The organism is Anabaena sp. UHCC 0204 (assembly GCF_009711975.1).
Taxonomy (GTDB): domain Bacteria; phylum Cyanobacteriota; class Cyanobacteriia; order Cyanobacteriales; family Nostocaceae; genus Dolichospermum.
On sequence record NZ_VIKW01000002.1, the window covers coordinates 218506 to 240303 of the forward strand.

15 protein-coding genes are annotated in these 21798 nt (G+C 37.7%); 12 read left to right on the forward strand and 3 right to left on the reverse strand.

The annotated features are described in order from the left end of the window. Positions 1-134: 134 nt before the first annotated feature. Positions 135-377 (forward strand): four helix bundle protein, encoded by a 243-nt coding sequence (locus FJR04_RS02520; RefSeq protein WP_371717163.1) that lies wholly within the window; start codon positions 135-137, stop codon positions 375-377. Between the two features lie 24 nt (positions 378-401). Here the strand turns inward: FJR04_RS02520 and FJR04_RS02525 are convergent, their stop codons facing one another. After that, positions 402-650: a UPF0175 family protein gene (locus FJR04_RS02525; RefSeq protein WP_168491503.1), complete on the reverse strand. Its 249-nt coding sequence runs from the start codon at positions 648-650 to the stop codon at positions 402-404. Positions 651-1309: 659 nt separating this feature from the next. Here FJR04_RS02525 and FJR04_RS02530 point away from each other — a divergent pair. Both FJR04_RS02530 and FJR04_RS02535 read left to right on the forward strand, forming a co-directional pair. Beyond that, complete coding sequence (locus tag FJR04_RS02530; RefSeq protein WP_168491504.1) at positions 1310-1786, forward strand: Uma2 family endonuclease; 477 nt, start codon at positions 1310-1312, stop codon at positions 1784-1786. A 56-nt stretch (positions 1787-1842) separates the two neighbouring features. Further along, positions 1843-2241, forward strand: a complete 399-nt coding sequence (locus tag FJR04_RS02535; RefSeq protein WP_168491506.1) for a CU044_2847 family protein — start codon at positions 1843-1845, stop codon at positions 2239-2241. A 465-nt stretch (positions 2242-2706) separates the two neighbouring features. On the opposite strand, the gene FJR04_RS02540 is transcribed toward FJR04_RS02535, so the two are convergent. Continuing rightward, a complete protein-coding gene (locus FJR04_RS02540) occupies positions 2707-3708 on the reverse strand; it encodes a phosphoribulokinase (protein WP_168491508.1) in 1002 nt (333 codons plus the stop codon). An 813-nt stretch (positions 3709-4521) separates the two neighbouring features. Here FJR04_RS02540 and petH point away from each other — a divergent pair. Further along, on the forward strand, positions 4522-5856 hold the full coding sequence (petH, locus tag FJR04_RS02545) for a ferredoxin--NADP reductase (RefSeq protein WP_168491510.1): 1335 nt from the start codon (positions 4522-4524) through the stop codon (positions 5854-5856). 116 nt (positions 5857-5972) lie between these two features. After that, complete coding sequence (locus tag FJR04_RS02550) at positions 5973-7262, forward strand: homoserine dehydrogenase (RefSeq protein ID WP_168491665.1); 1290 nt, start codon at positions 5973-5975, stop codon at positions 7260-7262. A 204-nt stretch (positions 7263-7466) separates the two neighbouring features. Here FJR04_RS02550 and FJR04_RS02555 read toward each other — a convergent pair whose 3' ends face one another. Further along, positions 7467-7904: a CAAD domain-containing protein gene (locus FJR04_RS02555; RefSeq protein WP_168491666.1), complete on the reverse strand. Its 438-nt coding sequence runs from the start codon at positions 7902-7904 to the stop codon at positions 7467-7469. Positions 7905-8472: 568 nt separating this feature from the next. On the opposite strand from FJR04_RS02555, the gene FJR04_RS02560 reads away from it, so the two are divergent. The 7 genes from FJR04_RS02560 (at position 8473) to hpsE (ending at position 21741) form a co-directional block, all read left to right on the forward strand. Further along, a complete protein-coding gene (locus FJR04_RS02560; protein WP_168491667.1) occupies positions 8473-10197 on the forward strand; it encodes an ATP-binding protein in 1725 nt (574 codons plus the stop codon). 301 nt (positions 10198-10498) lie between these two features. Next, on the forward strand, positions 10499-12826 hold the full coding sequence (gene pcrA / locus FJR04_RS02565; protein WP_168491512.1) for a DNA helicase PcrA: 2328 nt from the start codon (positions 10499-10501) through the stop codon (positions 12824-12826). 586 nt (positions 12827-13412) lie between these two features. Then, positions 13413-18041, forward strand: a complete 4629-nt coding sequence (gene hpsA / locus FJR04_RS02570; protein ID WP_168491514.1) for a hormogonium polysaccharide biosynthesis protein HpsA — start codon at positions 13413-13415, stop codon at positions 18039-18041. A gap of 20 nt (positions 18042-18061) precedes the next feature. Beyond that, on the forward strand, positions 18062-18799 hold the full coding sequence (gene hpsB, locus FJR04_RS02575) for a hormogonium polysaccharide secretion pseudopilin HpsB (protein WP_168491516.1): 738 nt from the start codon (positions 18062-18064) through the stop codon (positions 18797-18799). Positions 18800-18938: 139 nt separating this feature from the next. Further along, the gene (gene hpsC / locus FJR04_RS02580) at positions 18939-19892 is read left to right on the forward strand and encodes a hormogonium polysaccharide secretion pseudopilin HpsC (protein ID WP_371418235.1); all 954 of its coding nucleotides are present in this window, start codon (positions 18939-18941) and stop codon (positions 19890-19892) included. 25 nt (positions 19893-19917) lie between these two features. After that, positions 19918-20616 (forward strand): Tfp pilus assembly protein FimT/FimU, encoded by a 699-nt coding sequence (locus tag FJR04_RS02585; protein ID WP_168491517.1) that lies wholly within the window; start codon positions 19918-19920, stop codon positions 20614-20616. A gap of 165 nt (positions 20617-20781) precedes the next feature. Continuing rightward, a complete protein-coding gene (hpsE, locus tag FJR04_RS02590) occupies positions 20782-21741 on the forward strand; it encodes a hormogonium polysaccharide biosynthesis glycosyltransferase HpsE (protein ID WP_168491519.1) in 960 nt (319 codons plus the stop codon). Positions 21742-21798: the final 57 nt, after the last annotated feature.

The following is a 21798-nucleotide window of genomic DNA, read 5'->3' on the forward strand; positions in this document are numbered from 1 at the left end:
GTTTAGATTAAATATCATTAAAAATGGGCAAAGATATACAAGAAAGAACTTTAAACTTTAGCATAAGAATAGTTAATCTTTGTAAATTCCTCAGAGAAAATGCTGGAACAGGATATGATTTAAGTAAATAATTAATACGCTCTGGAACAAGTATTGGTGCTAATGTTGAAGAAGCACAAAATGCAGAAAGTAAACCTGATTTTATTCATAAAATGAGTATTTCTCTGAAGGAAGCTAGAGAAACAAATTATTGGTTAAAAATCCTAATCGCTACTGAGAAACAACTAGAACCAAGATTAGTTCCTTTACTAAATGAATCTAATGAATTGATTTCTATTCTTCATGCAATCATTAAAAATAGTAAAGCTAAAAATTAATTCTTCATTCTAAATTCTAAATTCTTACTTCTTCACATCTTGTTCTAATTGTTCAGAAGTTAAAGAAAAAGGTGAAACTTGATAACGTCCCAAAGCCATTAAAAATTCTACCCGTGACATTCCTGCTAATTGTGCTGCTCTTCCTGATGACAGTTTACCAAGTTCAAACAGTTTGACTGCTGCTAAAATTGATATTTCCCTAGATAAAGTTTCTGGGGTTTCTTTGAGACTAATTAAAACTTCTTCAGGTATTTCTAAGGATATACTACTCATAGTGTTATAGTTAGTTAATAGGTTTCAGGTTAGCTCTGTAAGATATAGTTCCCGACCTCGTGCTGTAATTGAAGTTATGAGAGTAGATAAGGCAATCTCTATCTGTTTCTTACTTGCGAAATCATCGCTACTTGTCGCCAGATTAGAATACTTTCCTCGTAATGAATGAATTATATGCTTAGTTTCTTCTTATCTTTTTTTGCGGAGTATTTCCAATAGAAAATCTTGATCTTCTTTTGATAAACTGGCCAGTGAATTAATAATTTCTTGCAACGTTATCATAAAATCTCTGACAATTTAATCATTGCCAAATTATAGCATAATCTCCCAGTTGAAAGCTTCCCGTTATTCAAAAAGCCTTCTTGCATTCCTGCCGCTTTCGGGTTAGCGTGAATATACCGGAGTATAGAGAAACACCTGACGGCATTAGTGACGAGTTAATTGAAATTCGCGGTTATTGCAACGAGTGGTAATATGATAACTGTATCCTGGTATTGAGTCGCGCTTTGGTCGTGACATTAGATGACGGCTACATTTTACTGGAATCAATCATTATGCTATCAGTCGAAGAATTTGGCACAAGTCCAAGTCAAAAGTTAAAATACGTTGAACTTCTAAAAAATCAGCTAAAATCATATTGTTCCTCCAGGTAATTGACCATGAAATGGGAAGATGTTTGTGAACATAAACAATTACAAGATTTACCCTTCAAAATTGAATTAAATAAATGGGGACAAATTGTAATGAGTCCTGTAAAAATTAAACACTCTTTTTATCAAGGAAGAATTCAACGGTTATTAGAATCTTTATTAAAAACTGGCGAAGTCATGCCAGAATGTGCAATCAATACGTCAGATGGAGTTAAAGTTGCTGATGTTGTTTGGTGTTCAGAAGCAAGATTTGATCAAATTCAAGATGAAATATCAGCTTCTATAGCACCAGAAATATGTATAGAAGTTAAATCCACTGGCAACACTTTTGATGAAATGGAATTTAAGAAAAAATTATATTTAGAAGCTCAAGCAATTGAAGTATGGTTATGTAATGAACAAGGCAAAATAAAATTCTATAATCAACAGGGTGAATTAAAAAACTCTTTGTTAGTTCCTGACTTTCCTAACCAAATTAAACGATAATAAAGTTGACTGCTGAATTTTGTTGTATCTTTCACCTTAAAAGATAATTTACCTTTATGTCACAACTAACGCCGATTGAATTAGAAGACGGAACAATTATTTATATTGAAGCCTCAGAAAATGTTGCTGTATCTATTCCTCAACCTCAAAAACAAGAAATGGAAACACCAAATAAACCAGATTTTATAATTCCAACCCCTAAAGAATCAGACCGCAGTTTTGGCTTAGAAAAACTGAATATTAAAGAACAGGGAGACAAACTCCAAAAAACTATTCAATCTTATTCAAAACATATTATTCAATCCTTTAAAGATTTAGCTTTAGCCGAAGTTTCGGAAGTTACCTTAGAATTTGGGGTTAATGTCGGAGGAATGACAGGAATTCCTTATATTGTCACAGGAGAAACTAGCAGTAATATCAAAATTACTGTTAAATGTAAATTTAATCAGACGTAAATTTTGTCTGAATCAGGATGTCCAGGATTTGAGGATTTACAGGATGTTATTGTTGATTTAGTCTAGGAATTTTCGGCAATTTATAGTGTTTAGAGAATGTTGTTTATTGTTTAAAGTAAATAGATATCATTTGAAAATTTGAATTTAGGAATTTACAAACTATTCTTTGTCACCTATTCTTATAATCCTTAATTCTGTTATCATCAAATAATATCCAAATAACAATCCTGTAAATCCTCAAATCCTGGAAATCCTGATTCAGACAATTTTTAATTCTGTTATCATCAAATAATATCCAAATAACAATCCTGTAAATCCTAAAATCCTGGAAATCCTGATTCAGACAATTTTTAATTCTCTTATCATCAAATAAGCTACAAATAACAATCCTGTAAATCCTGAATCAGACAAAAAAAGAGGGAACATTTTCTCTGTTCCCCCTAATCTTTGACATAAACTGCTGTTTTAGACTTGAACAGCTAGTTTTGCTTCTTTAGCTGTCAATCGCTCATAAGCATCACGCATTTTCAAGCCTGTCAATACTTGGAATAAACCAGTACCATTGTTAGAACCAGGATATTCGCGGTGTTGTAGTAACAAGTGAGTCATTTCACCTTGATATTTGGTGGATGTTTTGCTCAAATGAGTTTCGATGTAAATAACTTCATCGAGGTTATCAAATTGACCGTCTACCTCTAAAACAGAGACATAACGACCATAGTAAACATCAGAACCGTAGTATAGTTGCATACCGGGATAAGAACAGGTCAGTTTGCGTCCGCAAGGAGTCCACTGAATTGTTGAACCTTCGTCAAACAGGTAGCTTGGCTCAAAGCCTTCTTTACCTTCCCGTTGTAACATCCGTACCCGTAAAACCTTACGTTCTGTATCGTTTTTAATTAAGTTGGTAGGTAATACTTGTAGAACTACATCAGCAAATTCTCTTTGTGGTTCGATGAATTTTTCAAAATCAGGTTTACGAGAATTGATTTGTGCTAAAACATCTTCATAGCGGTGGCCTCTTTCAGCCATATCCCGTTGAATTTTCCAAGCAATTTTGACTTCATCGCTAATATCAAAATAAACACTAAAGTCTAAAAGCGCTCTTACTCGTTCATCATATAAGGGATGCAGCCCTTCTACGACAATAATATGATTTGGCTCAATCCATTCTGGTGGGTCAATCATGCCGGTTTCGTGGTTATAAATCGGCTTACTGACTCCATGACCTTCTTTAAGAGCTTTAATTTGCTCATACATCAGATCAAAATTGTTTGCTCTAGGGTCAAGTGCAGTTATCCCTGTTTGTTTACGTTGTATACGATCTAAACAATGATAGTCATCTAAACAGATAACTGTCATGAATTCTTCACCAAATAAATCAATTAACCGACGTAAAAACGTAGATTTACCGCACCCAGAGTCTCCGGCTACTCCAATTAGTACCACCCGTTCCGGCTTAGTCATAGAATCCCCTCTAAAATACTAAATGTGTCAATCAATAATTTTTCTCACAACAGATTGTGAATCTAGGAGCTTACCCCGATAGTATGATCCTGTGTTCTCGCTACCCAGCATAACGATGACAGATTTAAACGGATAACTTAATATGCCAATGGCAGTCACTCGTCCTAATTAGCCTAATTTTATCGCTGGTAAGTATTTAATCTTAGTGTTGCACTAGATTTTAACAGAAGGGGGTGTACTCTCACAAGATTTGCACTCAGAAAGAATCTAGTTCCCTATCAATTATCTGCTTAACATTCTGCCACAGATGATACAGATTTTTTGAGAATTGATGGAAAATTGCAAAAATCTCTATGGATTTATCATAATTAGGTAAGTTGGCTCACAGTCATGATAGGATAGCGTTAGTGATTTTAGTTCAGTAAGCAGACAAAGTTATAATATACGGTTTCGGGATATTTCCGGAATGTAAAGGCTTGTCCTTATACCCAGGATTTTTACAGTATCAATATGCTGTAAAATGCTTTTTCATCAAGCCTAAAACTATGTAGTTCACGAAAAAAAGATTAAAGTGATTCACTATTAACATTCTCGCAAAGACTTATCCTCTAATTTAGAAGATGAACAGGTGTGTTTTTTTTGCCATGCCTACTGGTCTTGGGCGAGTGTACTCTGCAAGGCATCATAATTAATGATGTTGTTTTCCCAAATAGCCAGTTTTGTGATCCGAAAATCCGGTAAACTAAAGCTCGCATAAGGATGGGAATCATTTTTTTGATAAACGGTTAAGTAAATATCGGAGTGGTAGAAGGAATGTACAATCAAGGTGCTGTTGAGGGTGCTGCCAGTATAGAATCAGGTAGCCGCGTCTTCGTTTACGAAGTGGTGGGTCTGCGTCAGGGTGAAGAAACGGATCAAACCAACTACCCAATTCGTAAAAGTGGCAGTGTATTCATCAGAGTACCTTACAACCGCATGAATCAAGAAATGCGACGGATCACTCGACTAGGCGGTAAAATTGTTAGTATTCAACCTGTTACAGCTTTACAACAAGTCAACGGCAAAGTTGAATTGGCAACTGCTGACACCACAGTAGTTAGTACAGAAGTTAAAGCTGGGGTGAGTGCTAAGAATGAGGAAAATGGTAAAGCCACACCTGTTAGTAATGCCAGTGAAGCCAAAGGCTTTGCTAAATCACCAGCTAAGGAGAAAAAAGGCAGCACCATGACTCAAGCAAAAGCCAAAAAAGATGCCCATGCTGACGTTCCTGTGAACATTTATCGTCCTAATGCTCCGTTTATTGGTAAGTGTATCTCTAATGAAACATTAGTCAAAGAAGGTGGGATTGGTATTGTTCAGCATCTTAAATTTGACCTGTCTGAGGGCAATTTGAGGTATTTAGAAGGTCAAAGTATTGGGATTATTCCCCCTGGTGTGGATAAGAACGGTAAACCAGAAAAACTCAGACTATACTCGATTGCTTCTACTCGTCACGGCGATAATTTAGATGATAAAACAATATCTCTATGTGTTCGTCAGTTAGAGTACAAACATCCAGAAAGTGGTGAAACAGTTTACGGTGTTTGCTCTACCTATCTGACTCGTCTTAAACCAGGTGATGATGTAAAAATCACTGGACCTGTGGGTAAAGAAATGTTGTTGCCTGAAGATCCTGAAGCTAATGTGATTATGTTAGCAACAGGTACAGGTATTGCACCGATGCGGACGTACCTATGGCGGATGTTTAAGGATGCAGAAAAAGCAGCTAACCCAGAATATCAATTTAAAGGATTTTCCTGGTTACTGTTTGGTGTGCCAACAACTCCCAATATTCTCTATAAAGAGGAATTGGAAGCAATGCAACAGAAGTATCCTGAGAACTTCCGTCTTACTTATGCTATCAGCCGGGAACAAAATAACCCTGAAGGTGGCAGAATGTACATCCAAGATCGTGTTGCAGAACACGCTGATGAATTGTGGCAGTTGATTAAAAATGAGAAAACCCACACTTACATCTGCGGTTTGCGCGGAATGGAAGATGGTATTGATGCAGCTTTAAGCACTGCTGCGGCTAAAGAAGGTGTAACCTGGAGTGATTACCAGAAAGAACTCAAGAAAGCACATCGTTGGCACGTAGAAACATACTAATTTGTCATTGGTCAGTAGTCAGTGGTCATTGGACAATTAAGAGAAGATAATCAGTAGGTAGGGCTTATGCTCTGCCTACAATTGTTTTATGTGAATTTAATGTGGGTGCAAAATCTGTGGCTGTCAAATTAGGAATACTTGGATTAGGTACAGTAGGGACGGGGACAGTACAACTGTTGCAAGATAAGGTAGGCCGTCATCCACTGTTAGAGGAAATTGAAATATATCGAGTTGGTGTGCGATCGCTCGCAAAACATCGGACTGTAGAATTATCTTCAGAGGTAATAACTACAGATTTAGAAGCCATTGTTAATGATCCAGCCGTAGATATAGTTGTAGAGTTGATGGGGGGATTAGAACCAGCCAGAACCCTGATGCTAACAGCAATTAAAAATGGTAAGCACGTAGTTACCGCCAATAAAGCCGTAATTTCTCGGTTTGGTGCAGAAATATTTACCGCTGCTAACGAAGCTGGTGTCTATGTGATGCTAGAAGCAGCAGTTGGTGGTGGTATTCCTGTAATTCAACCCCTCAAGCAATCTTTAAGCGTTAACCGCATTGATGCGATAACAGGGATTGTCAATGGCACAACTAACTACATCCTCACCAGGATGCAAACAGAAGGTAGTGACTTTAATGATGTCTTAGCTGATGCTCAGAAATTAGGTTATGCTGAGGCTGACCCCACCGCTGATGTTGATGGTTTAGATGCAGGCGATAAGATTGCTATTTTAGCTTCATTAGGTTTTGATGGGCGAATTAACCGAGAAGATGTCTATTGTGAAGGAATTCGCCAAATTACAAAAACAGATATTGCCTATGCTGCTAAATTAGGATTTGTTATTAAATTACTAGGGATAGCTAAACATTTAGATAGAGATAACTCCCAGCTTTCAGTCAGAGTTCATCCTACCCTAGTACCGCAAGACCATCCTTTAGCTAGTATAAATGGTGTTTATAACGCCATTCTTGTGGAAGGAGAACCCCTTGGTCAGGTGATGTTATTTGGTCCTGGGGCTGGTGCTGGTGCTACCGCTAGTGCTGTATCATCGGATATCTTACATTTAGTAGCCACTCTGAAAACTAATACAGCTAAACCAAACCCTCTCCTGGCTTGTAGACATCAACATTACTCTCAAATTACCCCGATTTCTGAGTTAGTAACTCGTTTTTATACCCGCTTCCTGAGTAAAGATCAAGCGGGAGTCATTGGTAAATTGGGGACTTGTTTTGGCAAGTATGGGGTTAGTTTAGAGTCAGTTGTACAAACCGGCTTTCAGGGCGAACTAGCAGAAATTGTGGTTGTGACTCACGATGTCCGGGAAGGGGACTTTAGACAAGCTTTAGAAGAAATTCAAGCGTTATCATCAATAGATAGTATTCCTAGCATATTGCGAGTGCTGTAAGATCAAAAGATCCCCGACTCCTTAAAGAAGTCGAGGATCTCAGATTTTTAACAAACAATAACCTTGTCCATTTTTTGTAGGTTGGGTAGAACGAAGTGAAACCCAACAAATGCGTCGGGTAACATACGTCAACCCAACCGACAAATCAAGACTTTTTTGATTTGGACAAGGTATTGAACAAAGAAAGAGAATTACTCAAATTAGTTAAGAATCAGCAGTTTTTTTACCGACAACTTGGGATTTGAGGGTTGTGATTTCGCTAGATAACTCCTGTCTGCTTGAGGCTTTGAGTAAATAGCGATAGATAAACCAGACAGAGTAACCAATCCCAATTAATTCAAAGGTAGGTGCTACCAAAGGAACATCATTAAGAGCATCTAATACAGCTAATAGAACCTTAACTGTGACGACTGCTGTCACAACTAAACCAATGCTAACAATAGGCTGCTGATATTGACCAAAGAATTTACCTACGTAGTCTGGTAATGTCCCTAAGAAACCAGAAATTTGTTGTCCGTATTTCAGCCATTGTTCTTGAGACTGCACAGGAGGCTGAAGTTTGGTAAGATTTCCAGTTTGGGTATTAATTTCGGGAACGGTTGTTTCTTTGGTTTGGGTTTCTTGATATTCTGGTTCTTGCATTTTCGCTTCCATAATTTTGAAAGTTGAGTTTTTACCTAGATATTTACAACCAAAAGGTTGCTAATTGACATTTCTCGCACTGATTAGGGTGAGAAATTAGGGATTATTGGTTTATCTTATCTAGAGTTGTTGACAAGTATCACTTAACTTTACTCGAAATCCAGTAGCATTAAATTGGTAGGGCTGATGCACTCAACTGTCATACAGTAGTAAAATCCAGTAGAGTAGGGCAGTGAAGCATCCCACTCTCTAGAATATCCTTCCCTATCGTTTGCAGATGACATAGTTGCGTTACGGTGCGTAAGTCCTTGTTGCTTAGATAACAGGGAATCCTGTGTAATGAACTGCAAAGTATGGACTCAAACTATATATAATATTATGGCTGTAGGCTCGTACTGTACAGGATGAACCAAAATACAAAGTTAAGAAGACAAAATTAAGTATTGTGAAGTATTAATTCAGCCATGGGTTAATATTTTTATTTCTGATTTAGATTTGTTTTGTTGCCTGTGTAGGAGTTACACTAGTGTAGTAGTTTTTTCCCTGATGAGGATAAAAATTTGCATAAATACCAACTTACAAACCAGCCCTTGTTCAGAGCAGTTTGGAAAGCAAAAAAGTGTCACCTGAAGCACCAAAGATAGACGAACTCCCAACTATAGAATTTCCCTCCCGTGGGAAACTCAAGGCCAGTTCTTGGCGTATCCATCAGAAAATTGGCTATGGATACCTTGTGGCTATTGGGATTGGATTTTTTGGTTCTTTAACTGGATTGATATTAGCAAATTATTATCGGGGTAGAGAGGTTAGACAATTCAATCAAGCTAATGAGCAAAAAGAATTGTTAAGTCAGTATCAGGATGCGATTATTGGAGCGCAATTATCTAGTTTTAATTTAGTAGCTTTACTGGAAGATCCACAAAAGCTCCAGAGTAAAAAAAATGAATTTCTCAATTCTGTCGCCAAAGCAGAAAAATTAGAAAAAAATATTGGTGGATTTATCAATAGTAATCCCCGCAAATTGGCGGCTACAAGTGCGACTTTAGAGAATTTATTACAGGATTATGCAGTTAATTTAAAATTATATATTGATCAAATTGAAGGGGTTTTAGAAAAACTCAACTCTCAACAGTTATCGCCCCAGCAAATCGCCTCAGTGAGGGAAGATTTACTGGTAATTATGCGCGGTGATATAGCGATCAAATTAGAGGATTTATCGAATAAATTAACAAGGATTTTACACACGGCTCAAGCACAAGAACAAGCCAGACAAATAGATATAGCAGAAGCTAAAGTTGTAGAAAGAGCAATTGTGATTGTGAGTATGGTGGTATCAGCCGCCGTTGCTGCTATAATTGCTTGGCGGACTAGTAGAGCGATCGCTGAACCAGTCGTTACTGTCACCCAAATTGCTGAACAAGTAGCCCGAAAGTCTAATTTTGACTTACGCGCACCTGTCACTACCGATGATGAAATCGGTTTATTGGCTAAATCCCTCAACCGCTTAATTGAAAGGGTTTCCAAAAGAACCAAAGAACTACAACAAGCCAAAGAACTAGCCGAAGCTGCTAGTAAAGCCAAAAGCCAATTTTTAGCTAATGTTAGTCATGAATTACGCACACCACTAAATGCAGTCATTGGTTTAAGTCAACTACTCCAAGACGACGCAACAGATATAGGATTGTCCACCGATTTCATCACTGATTTAGAAACTATTAATTCCGCAGGTAGACACCTACTAGAACTAATTAACGATATCCTCGACTTATCAAAAATCGAAGCGGGGAAAATGAATCTTTACCCAGAAACATTTGCTATTGATAATTTAATTAATAATGTTATCCTCACAATCAAACCATCTGTTGAAAAAAATGGTAATAGATTAGTAGTCAATTGTGATCAAAAGCTGGGAACACTGTACGCAGATCAGACACGGGTAAGACAGGTATTACTCAACTTACTCAGCAACGCCGCTAAATTTACTACAAACGGTAAAATTACCTTGACAGTGAAAACTGATCAAACACACATCCTCAAGGAAGTACCTTTAGGTATCATTAGTTTTATGGTAACTGATACAGGTATTGGTATATCTCCCACACAACAACAGCAACTATTCAAACCCTTTACCCAGGGAGATAATTCTACAACCAAGAAATATGGCGGTACTGGGTTAGGATTAGCAATTAGTCGCCATTTTTGTCAAATGATGGGAGGTGACATAATTGTGAATAGTCAACCTGGAGTTGGTTCTAGTTTTACTGTCCTTCTTCCGCTAACAGCGCAAGAATAAACAATTGACAATTGACAATTGACAATTGATAATTACCTCGCCCTGGAAGTGCGAGGATTGAGAAAGAAGACTTTTCCACAAGCCCTAGTTAGAAACTTATGTAAATATTACTAAGTAGGTAAACAGAAAAAATTAAAGGTATGTGAAGAAAAGTAAAATCGCTCAAAACTCTCTTCCTGTTCCCTGTTCCCTGTTCCCTTGCCCCAACGACAATTTTTAACGCCCACTTACTTATTGTAGAGTAAAGACGTTCCAGAGAAAGTCTCTACAAAGATTCTAGTAGATGCACATTTAATATCGTATGACAACAAGTATTGATTTCCTTAGTCACCTCAACCCTAGTCAACGTCAAGCCGTTGAACACTATTGTGGACCATTATTAGTGGTTGCTGGTGCTGGTTCGGGGAAAACCCGCGCCCTTACCTATCGCATTGCTAACTTGATTATCCAACATCGTGTTAATCCCGAAAATATCCTAGCGGTGACATTTACTAACAAAGCTGCTAGGGAAATGAAAGAAAGAATTCAAAGGATATTTTCCGAACAATTAGCCATAACACAATATGGTAAAAAGTTTGCTTTATTGACAGAATACGAACAAAGTTTACTAAAATCACAAGTTTACCGCAATACCATTAAAGATATGTGGTGTGGGACTTTTCATAGTTTATTTTCTCGGATTCTGCGCTGGGATATTGAAAAATATCAAGATGAAAAAGGCAGAAAGTGGAATAAAAACTTTTCCATCTTTGATGAATCTGATGTGCAGAGTGTTATTAAAGAAATAGTTACCAAAGATTTAAATTTAGATAGTAAAAAATTTGAACCAAAGTCTGTTCGCTACGCCATTAGTAATGCTAAAAATCAAGGCTTATCACCCCAGCAATTTGAAAGCGAACAACCAAATTATCGCGGTAGAGTCATTGCTGATGTCTATAATCGCTATCAAGATAAACTTTCCCAAAATAACGCTTTAGATTTCGATGATTTAATTTTAATTCCTACTAGATTATTTCAACAAAATGAGCAAGTTTTAAATTATTGGCATCGGAAATTTTGTCATATACTAGTTGATGAATATCAAGATACTAATCGTACCCAATATGATTTAATTCAGCTTTTAGTAACCAATGATGAAAAACGTAAAAGCGAATGGAAATGGGAAAATCGGTCTGTGTTTGTTGTCGGTGATGCAGATCAATCAATTTACAGTTTTAGAATGGCAGATTTTACCATTTTGCTAGAATTTCAGGAAAATTTTGGCGATGGTTTAGCAGATGATGATACTCGCTCCATGGTAAAATTAGAAGAAAATTATCGTTCCTGTGAAAATATTCTCCAAGCTGCAAATGAATTAATTGAAAATAACACTCAACGCATTGATAAAATTCTCAAAGCCACAAGAGAACCAGGTGAAGAAATTTATTGTCATAAAGCTGACGAAGAAATGGCAGAAGCGGCTTTTGTGATTAACCAAATTCGCACCTTAGAACATCAAAATCCGGAATTAAATTGGGGTAACTTTGCAATTTTATATCGAACAAATGCCCAATCTCGACCATTTGAGGAATTATTAGTTAAATATCAAATTCCTTATACAGTTGTGGGAGGAATGAAATTTTACGATCGCAAAGAAATTAAAGATTCTGTTGCATATTTAAGAGCTATTAATAACCCGTCCGATACTGTGAGTTTATTACGAGTAATTAACACACCCCGACGGGGAATTGGTAAAGCTACAATTGACGCTTTAGTGAATGCTTCCCAGCAATTAGGGACAACATTATGGGAAATATTAAGTGATGAAACATCTGTAAATACCTTAGCAGGACGTTCATCAAAAGCTGTAAATAATTTTGCAGCGATGATTCAAAATCGTCAAGAACAAATTAAAATAGTTCCCGGTTCGGAAATATTACAAGGGATTTTAGAAGATTCTGGTTATATTAAAGAATTGCAAGATCAAGGCACAGATGAAGCTGATAATAGAATCAGTAACGTAAATGAATTGTATAACGCTATGTTGCAATTCCAGGAAGAAAATGAAGGTGAAGATATTTCTTTACAGGCATTTTTGCAAAGTGCTGCACTGAGTTCTGATTTAGATAATTTAAAAGAGGGACAAACAGCAGTTTCTTTAATGACATTACACGCTTCCAAAGGGTTAGAGTTTCCTGTCGTCTTTTTAGTCGGTTTAGAACAGGGACTATTTCCGGGATACCGTTCTTTACAAGATCCTTCATTATTAGAAGAAGAACGGCGCTTGTGCTATGTTGGTATTACTCGCGCTCAAGAACGATTGTTTTTATCCCATGCTAGAGAACGGCGTTTATATGGCTCAAGAGAACCGGCAATGCGATCGCAATTTTTGGATGAATTACCAGCAGAATTATTAACTACTCAAAATAAAGTTACCCGTAGTTTTACTAAAACTCCATCCTCAAACCCAAGTAAATACAGTCCTAACGCAACTTGGCAAGTAGGAGATAGAGTATTACATAAATCATTTGGAATCGGTGAAATTACTCACGTATTCGGAGAAGGAAATAAAGTTTCTGTAGCGATTAAATTCACCAGTTTAGGACAAAAAATCGTAGATCCAAGAGTAGCCCAATTACAAAAAGTCTAATTTATTACATTGAGATCCCCCCAACCCCCCTTAAAAAGGGGGGCTAAATTCCTCAAAATCTCCCTTAAAAAGGGGGATTTACGGGGATATGCGGGTGTTATATCCTATAAGAAAAAGTTTTCAAATAACCTCTTAATCCTGTTCATCCTTAAATCCTGTAAATCCTGATTCAGACAATTTCCCTAACTAGTTTAGACGCGGTTTCTAACCGCCGATTTGACTTATGTATATCTTTATTTTGACAAGTGATATTTTTTCTATAAAAAGTGGGTAGTATAAAAATGCTATCTTTATAAAAACTTTATACAATGAACGAGAAGCAACACCTCAACCCAGTAAATACACCATCAATATCCAGGTGAAGATAGTATTTACAGTTGCACAAATCAAAAAATTCAGTATTTTCCAGTTTAGAGTTTGGTTATCAACAATGTTATAACCGAAATACTCACACACAATCACTCTCAGTGTATTTCAGTTTACCAACGACCTCTATTATAAAGTTCTGCTTTAAATTCGGCAGTCAGGATTATTAGTAATCATAACCAGAAAATATTCACTCCAATTACTTGACGGGGAAGCAACTATGTCTCGAAAACGTCACCCATTAAAAATAATTACGAGAATCTCCAGTAGGTTTATCCGGCGATTCCTAGCTAATACCAAAAAACAAATTATTTGGTTACTGCGGACTATTTTTGGTACTCAGAAAAGACAAACAACAGCAAACGCAGGTTTCGTATTGCCAACAGTAGCCATGGTATCAGTAGTGGTGATATTACTGACCACTGCGATCATGTTACGTTCTTTTGACCGGGCAAAAAATGCCAGTAACGTTCGCGTTAATGAAGCCGTTCTTAGTGCTGCTACTCCAGCAATTGATCGAGGTAGAGCCAAAATCGCCAAACTCTTTCAGGATAGATCCTTACCACGGGCTACACCAACAGATGATGCGTTGTATAACACTCTTATTAAAAACATAGACAAATACACCTTTGGTGATGAAACTAAGCTCAAACTAGAGTTTGAGTTTAATGGTGAGAGTAATATCCAAACACCAACTGACGATACACCAATAGCATTAAATAGGGACGAAACCGTAAAAACAGCATGGCGATTTCCTGTTGATACTGACAACAATGGGAAATTCGATAGCTATACCCTCTATGGAATTTTATTTAGAACTCCTCCAGTAGTTAATGTTACGGTAAATGGTCAACCTGTTAGTAAATATCAACGGGCTAGGAATCCCTTAGAAGCCAGAACTCCACCAATGTCTACAGGGACAGCGGATGCTAATTGTGGTGGTACTACCAGCGCCAGTTTAGTCGGTAATACGGGTTGGGTGAGACAAGATAATGAACTAAAGAAATCCTTTTTTGTTTATACAGCTACAGTACCAATCACAGGTACTCCTCCTGGTACTAACTATGAAACCTATAAAGGTGCTAGTGGTTTTGCCGCAGTAGAGTACCAACAAGACCGCATCCAAATACCCCCAAATAACAACGCTGTTGTTTATGAAGATGATATCGCACTGACTCCTGGACCAGCCTTTAATTTGAATGGTGCAGTTTTCACCAACAGCAATCTTCTTACTTCTAATACTAATGGTGGAGCAATCAAGTTCTATCAAGTTAGTAGTAAGTCATCTTGTTTTTATGATGCTAAAAACGCGAAAATCATCGTTGGTGGTAATACAGGACGTGGTGGTTTTACAAATACCAGTCAGAACGGTTCAGCAACCGTTGATTTATACCAAGGGAAAACTACTAATGCTTCTACCAGTTCTTGGATAGAATCAACCACCAATGCGCCCAATGTCACAGCTTATAACAACCTAGCCTATGCGAAACGCATCAATGAGCTAGTCAACGCTCAAATGGCGAATGGTATAGATAGTGACCCCCAAGAAGTTAAAGACGGAATTGAGAAGAAAAAAGTAGATTTAGATTTAGACGATTTTACACCAGTATTCGATAAATATCGACGAGAAAACCTGACACTTTATTTTAAGATTCGTACCCGCCGTGTACCTTATACAGAAGTTGCTTTTGGTGTTGAAGAAACAAATCCTAGCCCATTATTGCAAGGTGCAGGAGATACTCTCCGTCCTAATGATAAGTGGATTTATCCCACAGACCCCACTGATGGCAAAACAGGGACTAACTACACCAAACTAACACTTAAGACTAGCGGGTCATCCTTAGAGCCACAAGCCACAGAACCAACGGAACTGAAAAAAAATAGTGGTAAAGAAGGAAAAGTAGGTGACAGAGTTTTAGTCGGTAACAATCTTCCGGAACTGTGGTGGGATAAGACTAAAGAGCAGTTTGTCGGTTCAGGGCTTGAAGATACCCAAGAAATTAGCGGTATTAAATGGAACTTACCCACTGGCACAAATGAAGTTCGGACTCGAAAATCGTTAGTACAGACTTTGGCTGATGTCGGAAGTACAGATAGAGATGGAGAGTGGGAATTAGATGCAGCTAAAGTACCCAGTGACCCCACAGAACCAGTTGGTGGTTTACGCGTTATCACTGGTGCAGGGATTTATTTGAATAATAGTGGTACTCCTAGTAGTTTTGATGGCACTATCAAAGAAATTTGGCCAGATAGTAACCCAGCACCGCAAGTTCCATTTGCCCCACCACCACAAGCACTGATAGGAAATGGGATAATAAGATATGACGCAAGCACAAAAACTATTCAACCATATTCCCTGTATAACTTGCCCACAGCATACAAATGGCATGAGATTGCTGATGACCCAGATACAGAATCAGTAAATGAAAGTCAGAGACCATTTTTACAAATGCGAGCTACGGCAGTTTATCACTACAAATCTGCTGGATACAACGCCAAAACGCCCAAACCGATCGCTTGTGTAAGTAGTTTTTATGTTCCTACTAATAGCTACACGGCAAAAAATAAAAATGGACTCCCTTGGAATGCGGCTACAGACGAAGAAGAAGCTGTTAACTCTCCATTTAGGATTGCTCGGTCTAACAATGGCATAGTCTATCCTGCACCGACTAAGACATTCAGTGATTATGAGAATGTGCTGAATTACCAATCTGAATTAACTTATCCCAAAGAACTTTCAATAGATGAAGGACGTTCAATAGATGGTGGACTTTTAAAAACAGTAGTAGACAAAATAAAAAACAATAAGGATCTCACTATCTCAGAGCAGTCTGCCATTGATGCTCAAATTTGTGCTTTGCAGATTTTGGATGGTAGCATTAGTCCTGATGATTCCATGATTGATCATGGTGCAATTAAAGAAATCACCTTTTTAGATTCTAGGGAAGTTCAGCAAAATAGCATTAGTGGAACGTCTCAAACCTATGATATGCCTATCAGGGACAGACAACCTCTAGAAATTCGCGCCACAGTTCTAGACATTGACAAGCTGAGAAAAAAAGCGATCGCTGGATCATCACCAACAGAATATTTATTACCCAATAGCGGTATTATCTATGCAACTCGTGATGATGCCTTACCAGATTCCAGTGATTACTGGTTTACAGATACTAAATTTGCAGATGCAGATCCGGATGATGATCCCACAATAGCAGATAAAAAAGCCACTTCAAGGTCAGTCAGTCCTGTAGATTATAGACTCGACTCTACACGCCGTCCCAATGGCATTATGCTCATCAATGGGGAAAAACTTTGGCGGACATCAACTTACCGCGATGAAGAGAAAGGACTGATTTTAGCTACCAATCTACCAGTTTATATTAAGGGTGATTTTAATAAGCACACCAAAGAGGAGTTTACACAAACTCTGGCAGATAATTGGAGTAACTTTTATACTCGCAGCACACTTGATCCAAACTTTGCCTGTCGGAAAGGCGACCCCAGATTGAAAGATTGTACTACTGGTGATGAATGGCGACCTGCCACTGTTTTAGCAGATGCTGTCACCTTACTTTCTGATAACTTTAGAACAGGTTTCCGTGATGAGGGTGAGTATGACTGGAATAATAGCTTAGTTGGCACTGCATTATCACGGTTTTCACGATTTAATTTCTTGGGTGCAATGGGTACATGGGCTGATAAAGACAATTCTGGGTATCCTAGAGACTTTGATACAACCGATACAAGATGGAGTAGTTCCTATGTTAGTAACTTTGTGACACCACTTGTAATGCAGATACCAGCTAGAGAGTATGCCTATGAAATTTGTAATTCAACAGTTGAAGCTGACTGCTTTTGTACCGCAACAGATAGTGCTGACGAATGCAAGGTAAAAACTAAACGCTGGGTAATGACTAATGTTACTCAAAAAGCATACAAAGATAATGGACAGAATAGTTGGCGAGACGATGGCATAGGTTCAGCAACTACTTCTATTAAAACAGGATTCATCGGTGATCCTCCTACACAAGGCTGGGAAGATTTACCATTTAAGAGACTGGCTTTCAAACGTAATGTAGATACTACTGCACTCATCACTCCCCTAACTCTTTACGGAAAAGGTAGTAGCAATAAACTCGAAGAATTTTCTCTAGACGGAACAACTCAAGCCAATATCGCCAACCCCATAGTTCTTATGCCTTGGCTTGTACCAGTAGCTAATAATAGTACAGCGTTGGAACCAGTTCTACAACTCAGACAACCCTTTGCAACTCCTGCTAATCCAGATAACACTGTCACCTTAAATGGAGGCAAGGACAATAAGCGGTGGCTTCAAGAAGCTGGCGCAGATACTACTTTTAACCTCATTTTTGCTGCTGGTGATAGTCCAGCCCGTGCTGACGGAAGTAATAGCGAAGATAACGGTGGTTTGCATAACTTTGTCCGCTTCATGGAAAACTGGCATCCTCAAAGTAGTCGAAAGAAAGTTATGATTAGCGGGGCTTTCATGCAAGTGAAAAAGAGTGCCTATGCCACAGGTCCATTTACTACAGCCTTCATAAATGGAACTAATAATGAACTCAGATATGCCATTGAGATTAATAGTGGTAAAGGTACTGGCTATCTTCCTCCTATCAGACAGTGGGGTTATGATGTAGCGTTACTGTCTCAATCTCCTGACTTATTTGCCAGCAAACTGGTACTCACACCACCTGATTTACCCGATGAATATGTGCGGGAAGTTGGCAGAGATGACAAATGGGTTCAGACTTTGTTATGTGCTAAAAAAGCTAGTGACAATAATAAAGCCATAGATGATAATCAACGTCCTTCTAACTGCCCTTCATAGTAAAAAGCAGGTGATACACAATGATGAAACGCAAACTACAACCACCAATTCGATCTTCTAGTGATTCTGGTTTTACGATTATTGAATCACTAATGGGCATAGTTGTAGTTGCCATTCTCTTGGCATCTATAGCCCCGGTTTTGGTTATGTCAACAGCTATCCGGGTTCAATCTCGGCGGATAGAAAAAGCAACTCAAGCTGCAAATACTTTTGTTGATGGTGTGAAAACTGGTTCAATCTTAGCTCCTGGAGAATATAGTGAAGATAACAAAATTCCATTACCAGCAGCAACTATAACTGAACCTAGAACATTAGACCAAAATTTAATTAATCTCACAAAAATGCCAGTTCCTGCTACACAAAATGATGATGATTTGTATCTTTTTAAAAAAGATGGTGTCATCTGCCATACCAGCGAGTCAGATTGTGAAAAAGACGCAACGAATCCATTTGAGGAATTTTATATTCAAGCCCGCCAAATGACAGTTACAGGAACTCAAAATGATGGTTATCGTTTAGGAATTCGGGTTTATCGAGGTGATGTTGATTTTAGTAAAACTCTTCTAGCTAGTGAAGATGATCAGAAAACCGTAGAATCACCCATTACAGGAACTCTAGGAAATAAACAAGCTCCAGCAGTAGAAAGAACAGTTGATATTGGCAATAGAAATACTACGTTTCAGGCTTTATGTTCCCGTCTGGGCATGGGACAAATAACAAATGAAGATGGTACAAAAGAAGAGCAAGCTTGTCAATAAATTGCTTTGTAGGTTGGATTGACTGATGTTACCCAACATGATTTAGGACTAAAGTCCTAACTACGAACTTATGGTTTATGTAAAGTAAAAAAGACTGGAAATTTGCTGGTGGTGTATCTATTGAAAAGAGGACAATCCGATGTTGAAGACACTTAAATTCATACTCAGGAGTCAGATTAAAAGCTCCAAAATCATTCATAAAGCTGGTGGTTTTACTCTGATTGAATTATTGGTAGCTTTATTAATTGCGTTTTTAATCATTACACCGTTGTTAGGTTTCATGATTAGTGTAATGACTACAGACAGAAATGAACAAGTTAAGGCCAATTCTGAGCAAGAAATTCAAACTGCTCTCAATTATATTTCTCGTGATGTACAACAGGCTATTTATATCTATGATGATGATGGGATTAAAGCGATAAAATCTCAATTGCGTTACCCAGATGATGATGATAAAACGCCCATATTGGTTTTTTGGAAACGGGAATTAGTTAGTAATGTCATTTCACCAGCAACAGGAACAGAAAAAGATGACACTTTTGTATACTCTTTAGTTGCTTACTATATAGATAATTCTGAAAGCACTACTTGGTCAAAAGCTGCTCGTATTAGTAGATGGCAAATTAAAGATGGTGTAGCTACTGATAGTCCTGTTTGTACAGGAAATAATGAGCCGGGTTGTCGCAATCCAGGTTTTGCTGCCTTTAATGGTTATTTTGAGGGATCTGATAGTTTAGCGGAAGGGATGAATAAATGGAAGAAATCATCTGAAGCTTATACGACTGATGCTACAGTGCTGATTGACTATGTAGATCAAACCACAGATTCACCACCAGCAGCTACTTGTCCTCCTCCTCTCGACAAAACAGACACAACACCTGAAATCACATGGTCAGCAGTGAAACCAACAAGTATGACAGGTTTTTATGTTTGCGTAGATAGAGACAACACAACTGCACAGGTATTTATCCGCGGTAATGCTATGGCTCGGATGGAGAATGATGCAGCGAAAATCAAGTATGATGAAGATAATAAAACTTATTTTCCTACAACCAGTGTGAGAGTACAAGGACGGGGATTCTTGTATCAATAAATATTTTAAGTGGGAGAAAAAACTAATGGCTACTAATTATAAAATTGCAAACCGACGGATTAAGTTATTACAGGGTTACAGTAAACGATACATTGATCAGAATGCTGGTTTTACATTGATAGAAATGATTTCAGTGGCGTTGATTATTGGTATTTTATCAGCGATCGCTGCTCCCGGTTGGTTAGGATTTGTCAACAGACAACGCTTAAATAAAGCTAGTGACGGACTGCTCTCTGCTGTCAGACAAGCACAGACAGAAGCTAAAAATAAGAAACTTAGTTACAGCGTCAGTTTTCGCGTTAACAGTAGCACTAATGTCCCTGAATACATAGTTTATCAAGGTATTCCTCCTACAACTATTACTACTACTACTACACCTAGTTCAAATACTACGTCTAGTTCAGGTTGGAATCCTTTAGGTGATTCCCTGGAACTAAACGCCAGACAAGTTTTTATATATACCAATCTTTCATCTCTAACAGCTTATAATACAACAACTGCTAGTGATATAGTTACAACTGCAAAGGGAGAAGGGACAATAACTTTTGATTATCTAGGTGCTTTAGCAAATAAAGCTGATAATAGTGTCATTAATGAACCTTTAAAAGTCATGGTAGCCATACCCCAAGCCACAGGTGACGCAGCAGGTGATTTAAAACGCTGTGTGATCATTGAAGGTTTGATTGGGGGAATGCGAACCGAGAAGGATGCAAGCTGTAAATAATTGAATTCGTATCCGCAAAATATCAAAAATCCGTAAATAAACGGTATATTAAAGAGTAGCCTATATAGCATTATATATATGTTGGGTGCGATATTTAGCTATGTATTGCATACTGTCCGCCTTGGCTAAAAACACACCAGACAAAATTCCTATAAACATAGTTTCATGAATAATTGTCTTGATTTGATCATTGCTATTCCTACCTACAACGGTGAACACCGTTTACCGGAATTACTAGAACGGCTAAAAAATCAGATTAACACAGAACATTTTTCTTGGGCGATTATAGTTGTTGATAACAACAGCATAGACAATACAGCTAAACTTGTTCAAAGCTATCAAGAAAATTGGCAATGTCCCTATCCACTGTATTACTGTGTTGAACCCCAGCAGGGAGCAGCTTATGCTAGAAAAAAAGCCATAGTAGAAGCCAAAAGTGAACTTATCGGGTTTCTCGATGATGATAATTATCCTAATTCTACTTGGGTTGCAGCAGCTTATAATTTCAGTCAACAGCATCCCCAAGCAGGGGCTTATGGTAGCCAAATCCATCCCAATTGGGAAGTAGAACCAACACCTAACTTTAAACGAATAGCGCCATTTTTAGCGATTACAGAACGAGGAAATTTACCACTACTTTATCAACCACAGAAAAAAATACTTCCTCCGTCGGCTGGATTAGTTATTCGTCGTCAAGCTTATTTAGAAAGTGTCCCCAGTCAACCAATTTTAATTGGTAGAGTTGCTGGGAATATGCTCGCTGGTGAAGATATAGAAATGGTATCTTATATTCAAAAATCTGGGTGGGAAATTTGGTATAACTCCGATATGGAAGTTTATCATCAAATCCCTAAAGCTCGGTTAAGTAGAGAATATTTAATTCCTTTTTTCCAAGGTATTGGATTAAGTCGTTATGTTACTAGAATGGTGAATATTAAACCGATTACTAAACCATTTTGGTTAATAGCTTATTTAGTTAATGATCTGCGAAAGCTTGGCTTACATTTAATTAAATATAGAACCAAGATAAAAACAGATTTAGTCGCTGCTTGCGAAATGCAATTGTATATTAGTAGTTTAGTTAGCCCGTTTTATCTGTGGAAAAATGGCTATCTGAAGAAGTAAATAATCTAGAATTACGTAGGTGGAAGTTAGAACATCAAAATTTGTGAATAAAAGTAA

Bases quoted from the DNA above. Each gene is read 5' to 3' on its own strand.
- FJR04_RS02525 (WP_168491503.1), bottom strand. From the start codon at position 650: ATGAGTAGTATATCCTTAGAAATACCTGAAGAAGTTTTAATTAGTCTC.
- FJR04_RS02530 (WP_168491504.1), top strand. From the start codon at position 1,310: ATGAAATGGGAAGATGTTTGTGAACATAAACAATTACAAGATTTACCC.
- FJR04_RS02535 (WP_168491506.1), top strand. From the start codon at position 1,843: ATGTCACAACTAACGCCGATTGAATTAGAAGACGGAACAATTATTTAT.
- FJR04_RS02540 (WP_168491508.1), bottom strand. From the start codon at position 3,708: ATGACTAAGCCGGAACGGGTGGTACTAATTGGAGTAGCCGGAGACTCT.
- petH (WP_168491510.1), top strand. From the start codon at position 4,522: ATGTACAATCAAGGTGCTGTTGAGGGTGCTGCCAGTATAGAATCAGGT.
- FJR04_RS02555 (WP_168491666.1), bottom strand. From the start codon at position 7,904: ATGCAAGAACCAGAATATCAAGAAACCCAAACCAAAGAAACAACCGTT.
- pcrA (WP_168491512.1), top strand. From the start codon at position 10,499: ATGACAACAAGTATTGATTTCCTTAGTCACCTCAACCCTAGTCAACGT.
- hpsA (WP_168491514.1), top strand. From the start codon at position 13,413: ATGTCTCGAAAACGTCACCCATTAAAAATAATTACGAGAATCTCCAGT.
- hpsB (WP_168491516.1), top strand. From the start codon at position 18,062: ATGATGAAACGCAAACTACAACCACCAATTCGATCTTCTAGTGATTCT.
- hpsC (WP_371418235.1), top strand. From the start codon at position 18,939: ATGTTGAAGACACTTAAATTCATACTCAGGAGTCAGATTAAAAGCTCC.
- FJR04_RS02585 (WP_168491517.1), top strand. From the start codon at position 19,918: ATGGCTACTAATTATAAAATTGCAAACCGACGGATTAAGTTATTACAG.
- hpsE (WP_168491519.1), top strand. From the start codon at position 20,782: ATGAATAATTGTCTTGATTTGATCATTGCTATTCCTACCTACAACGGT.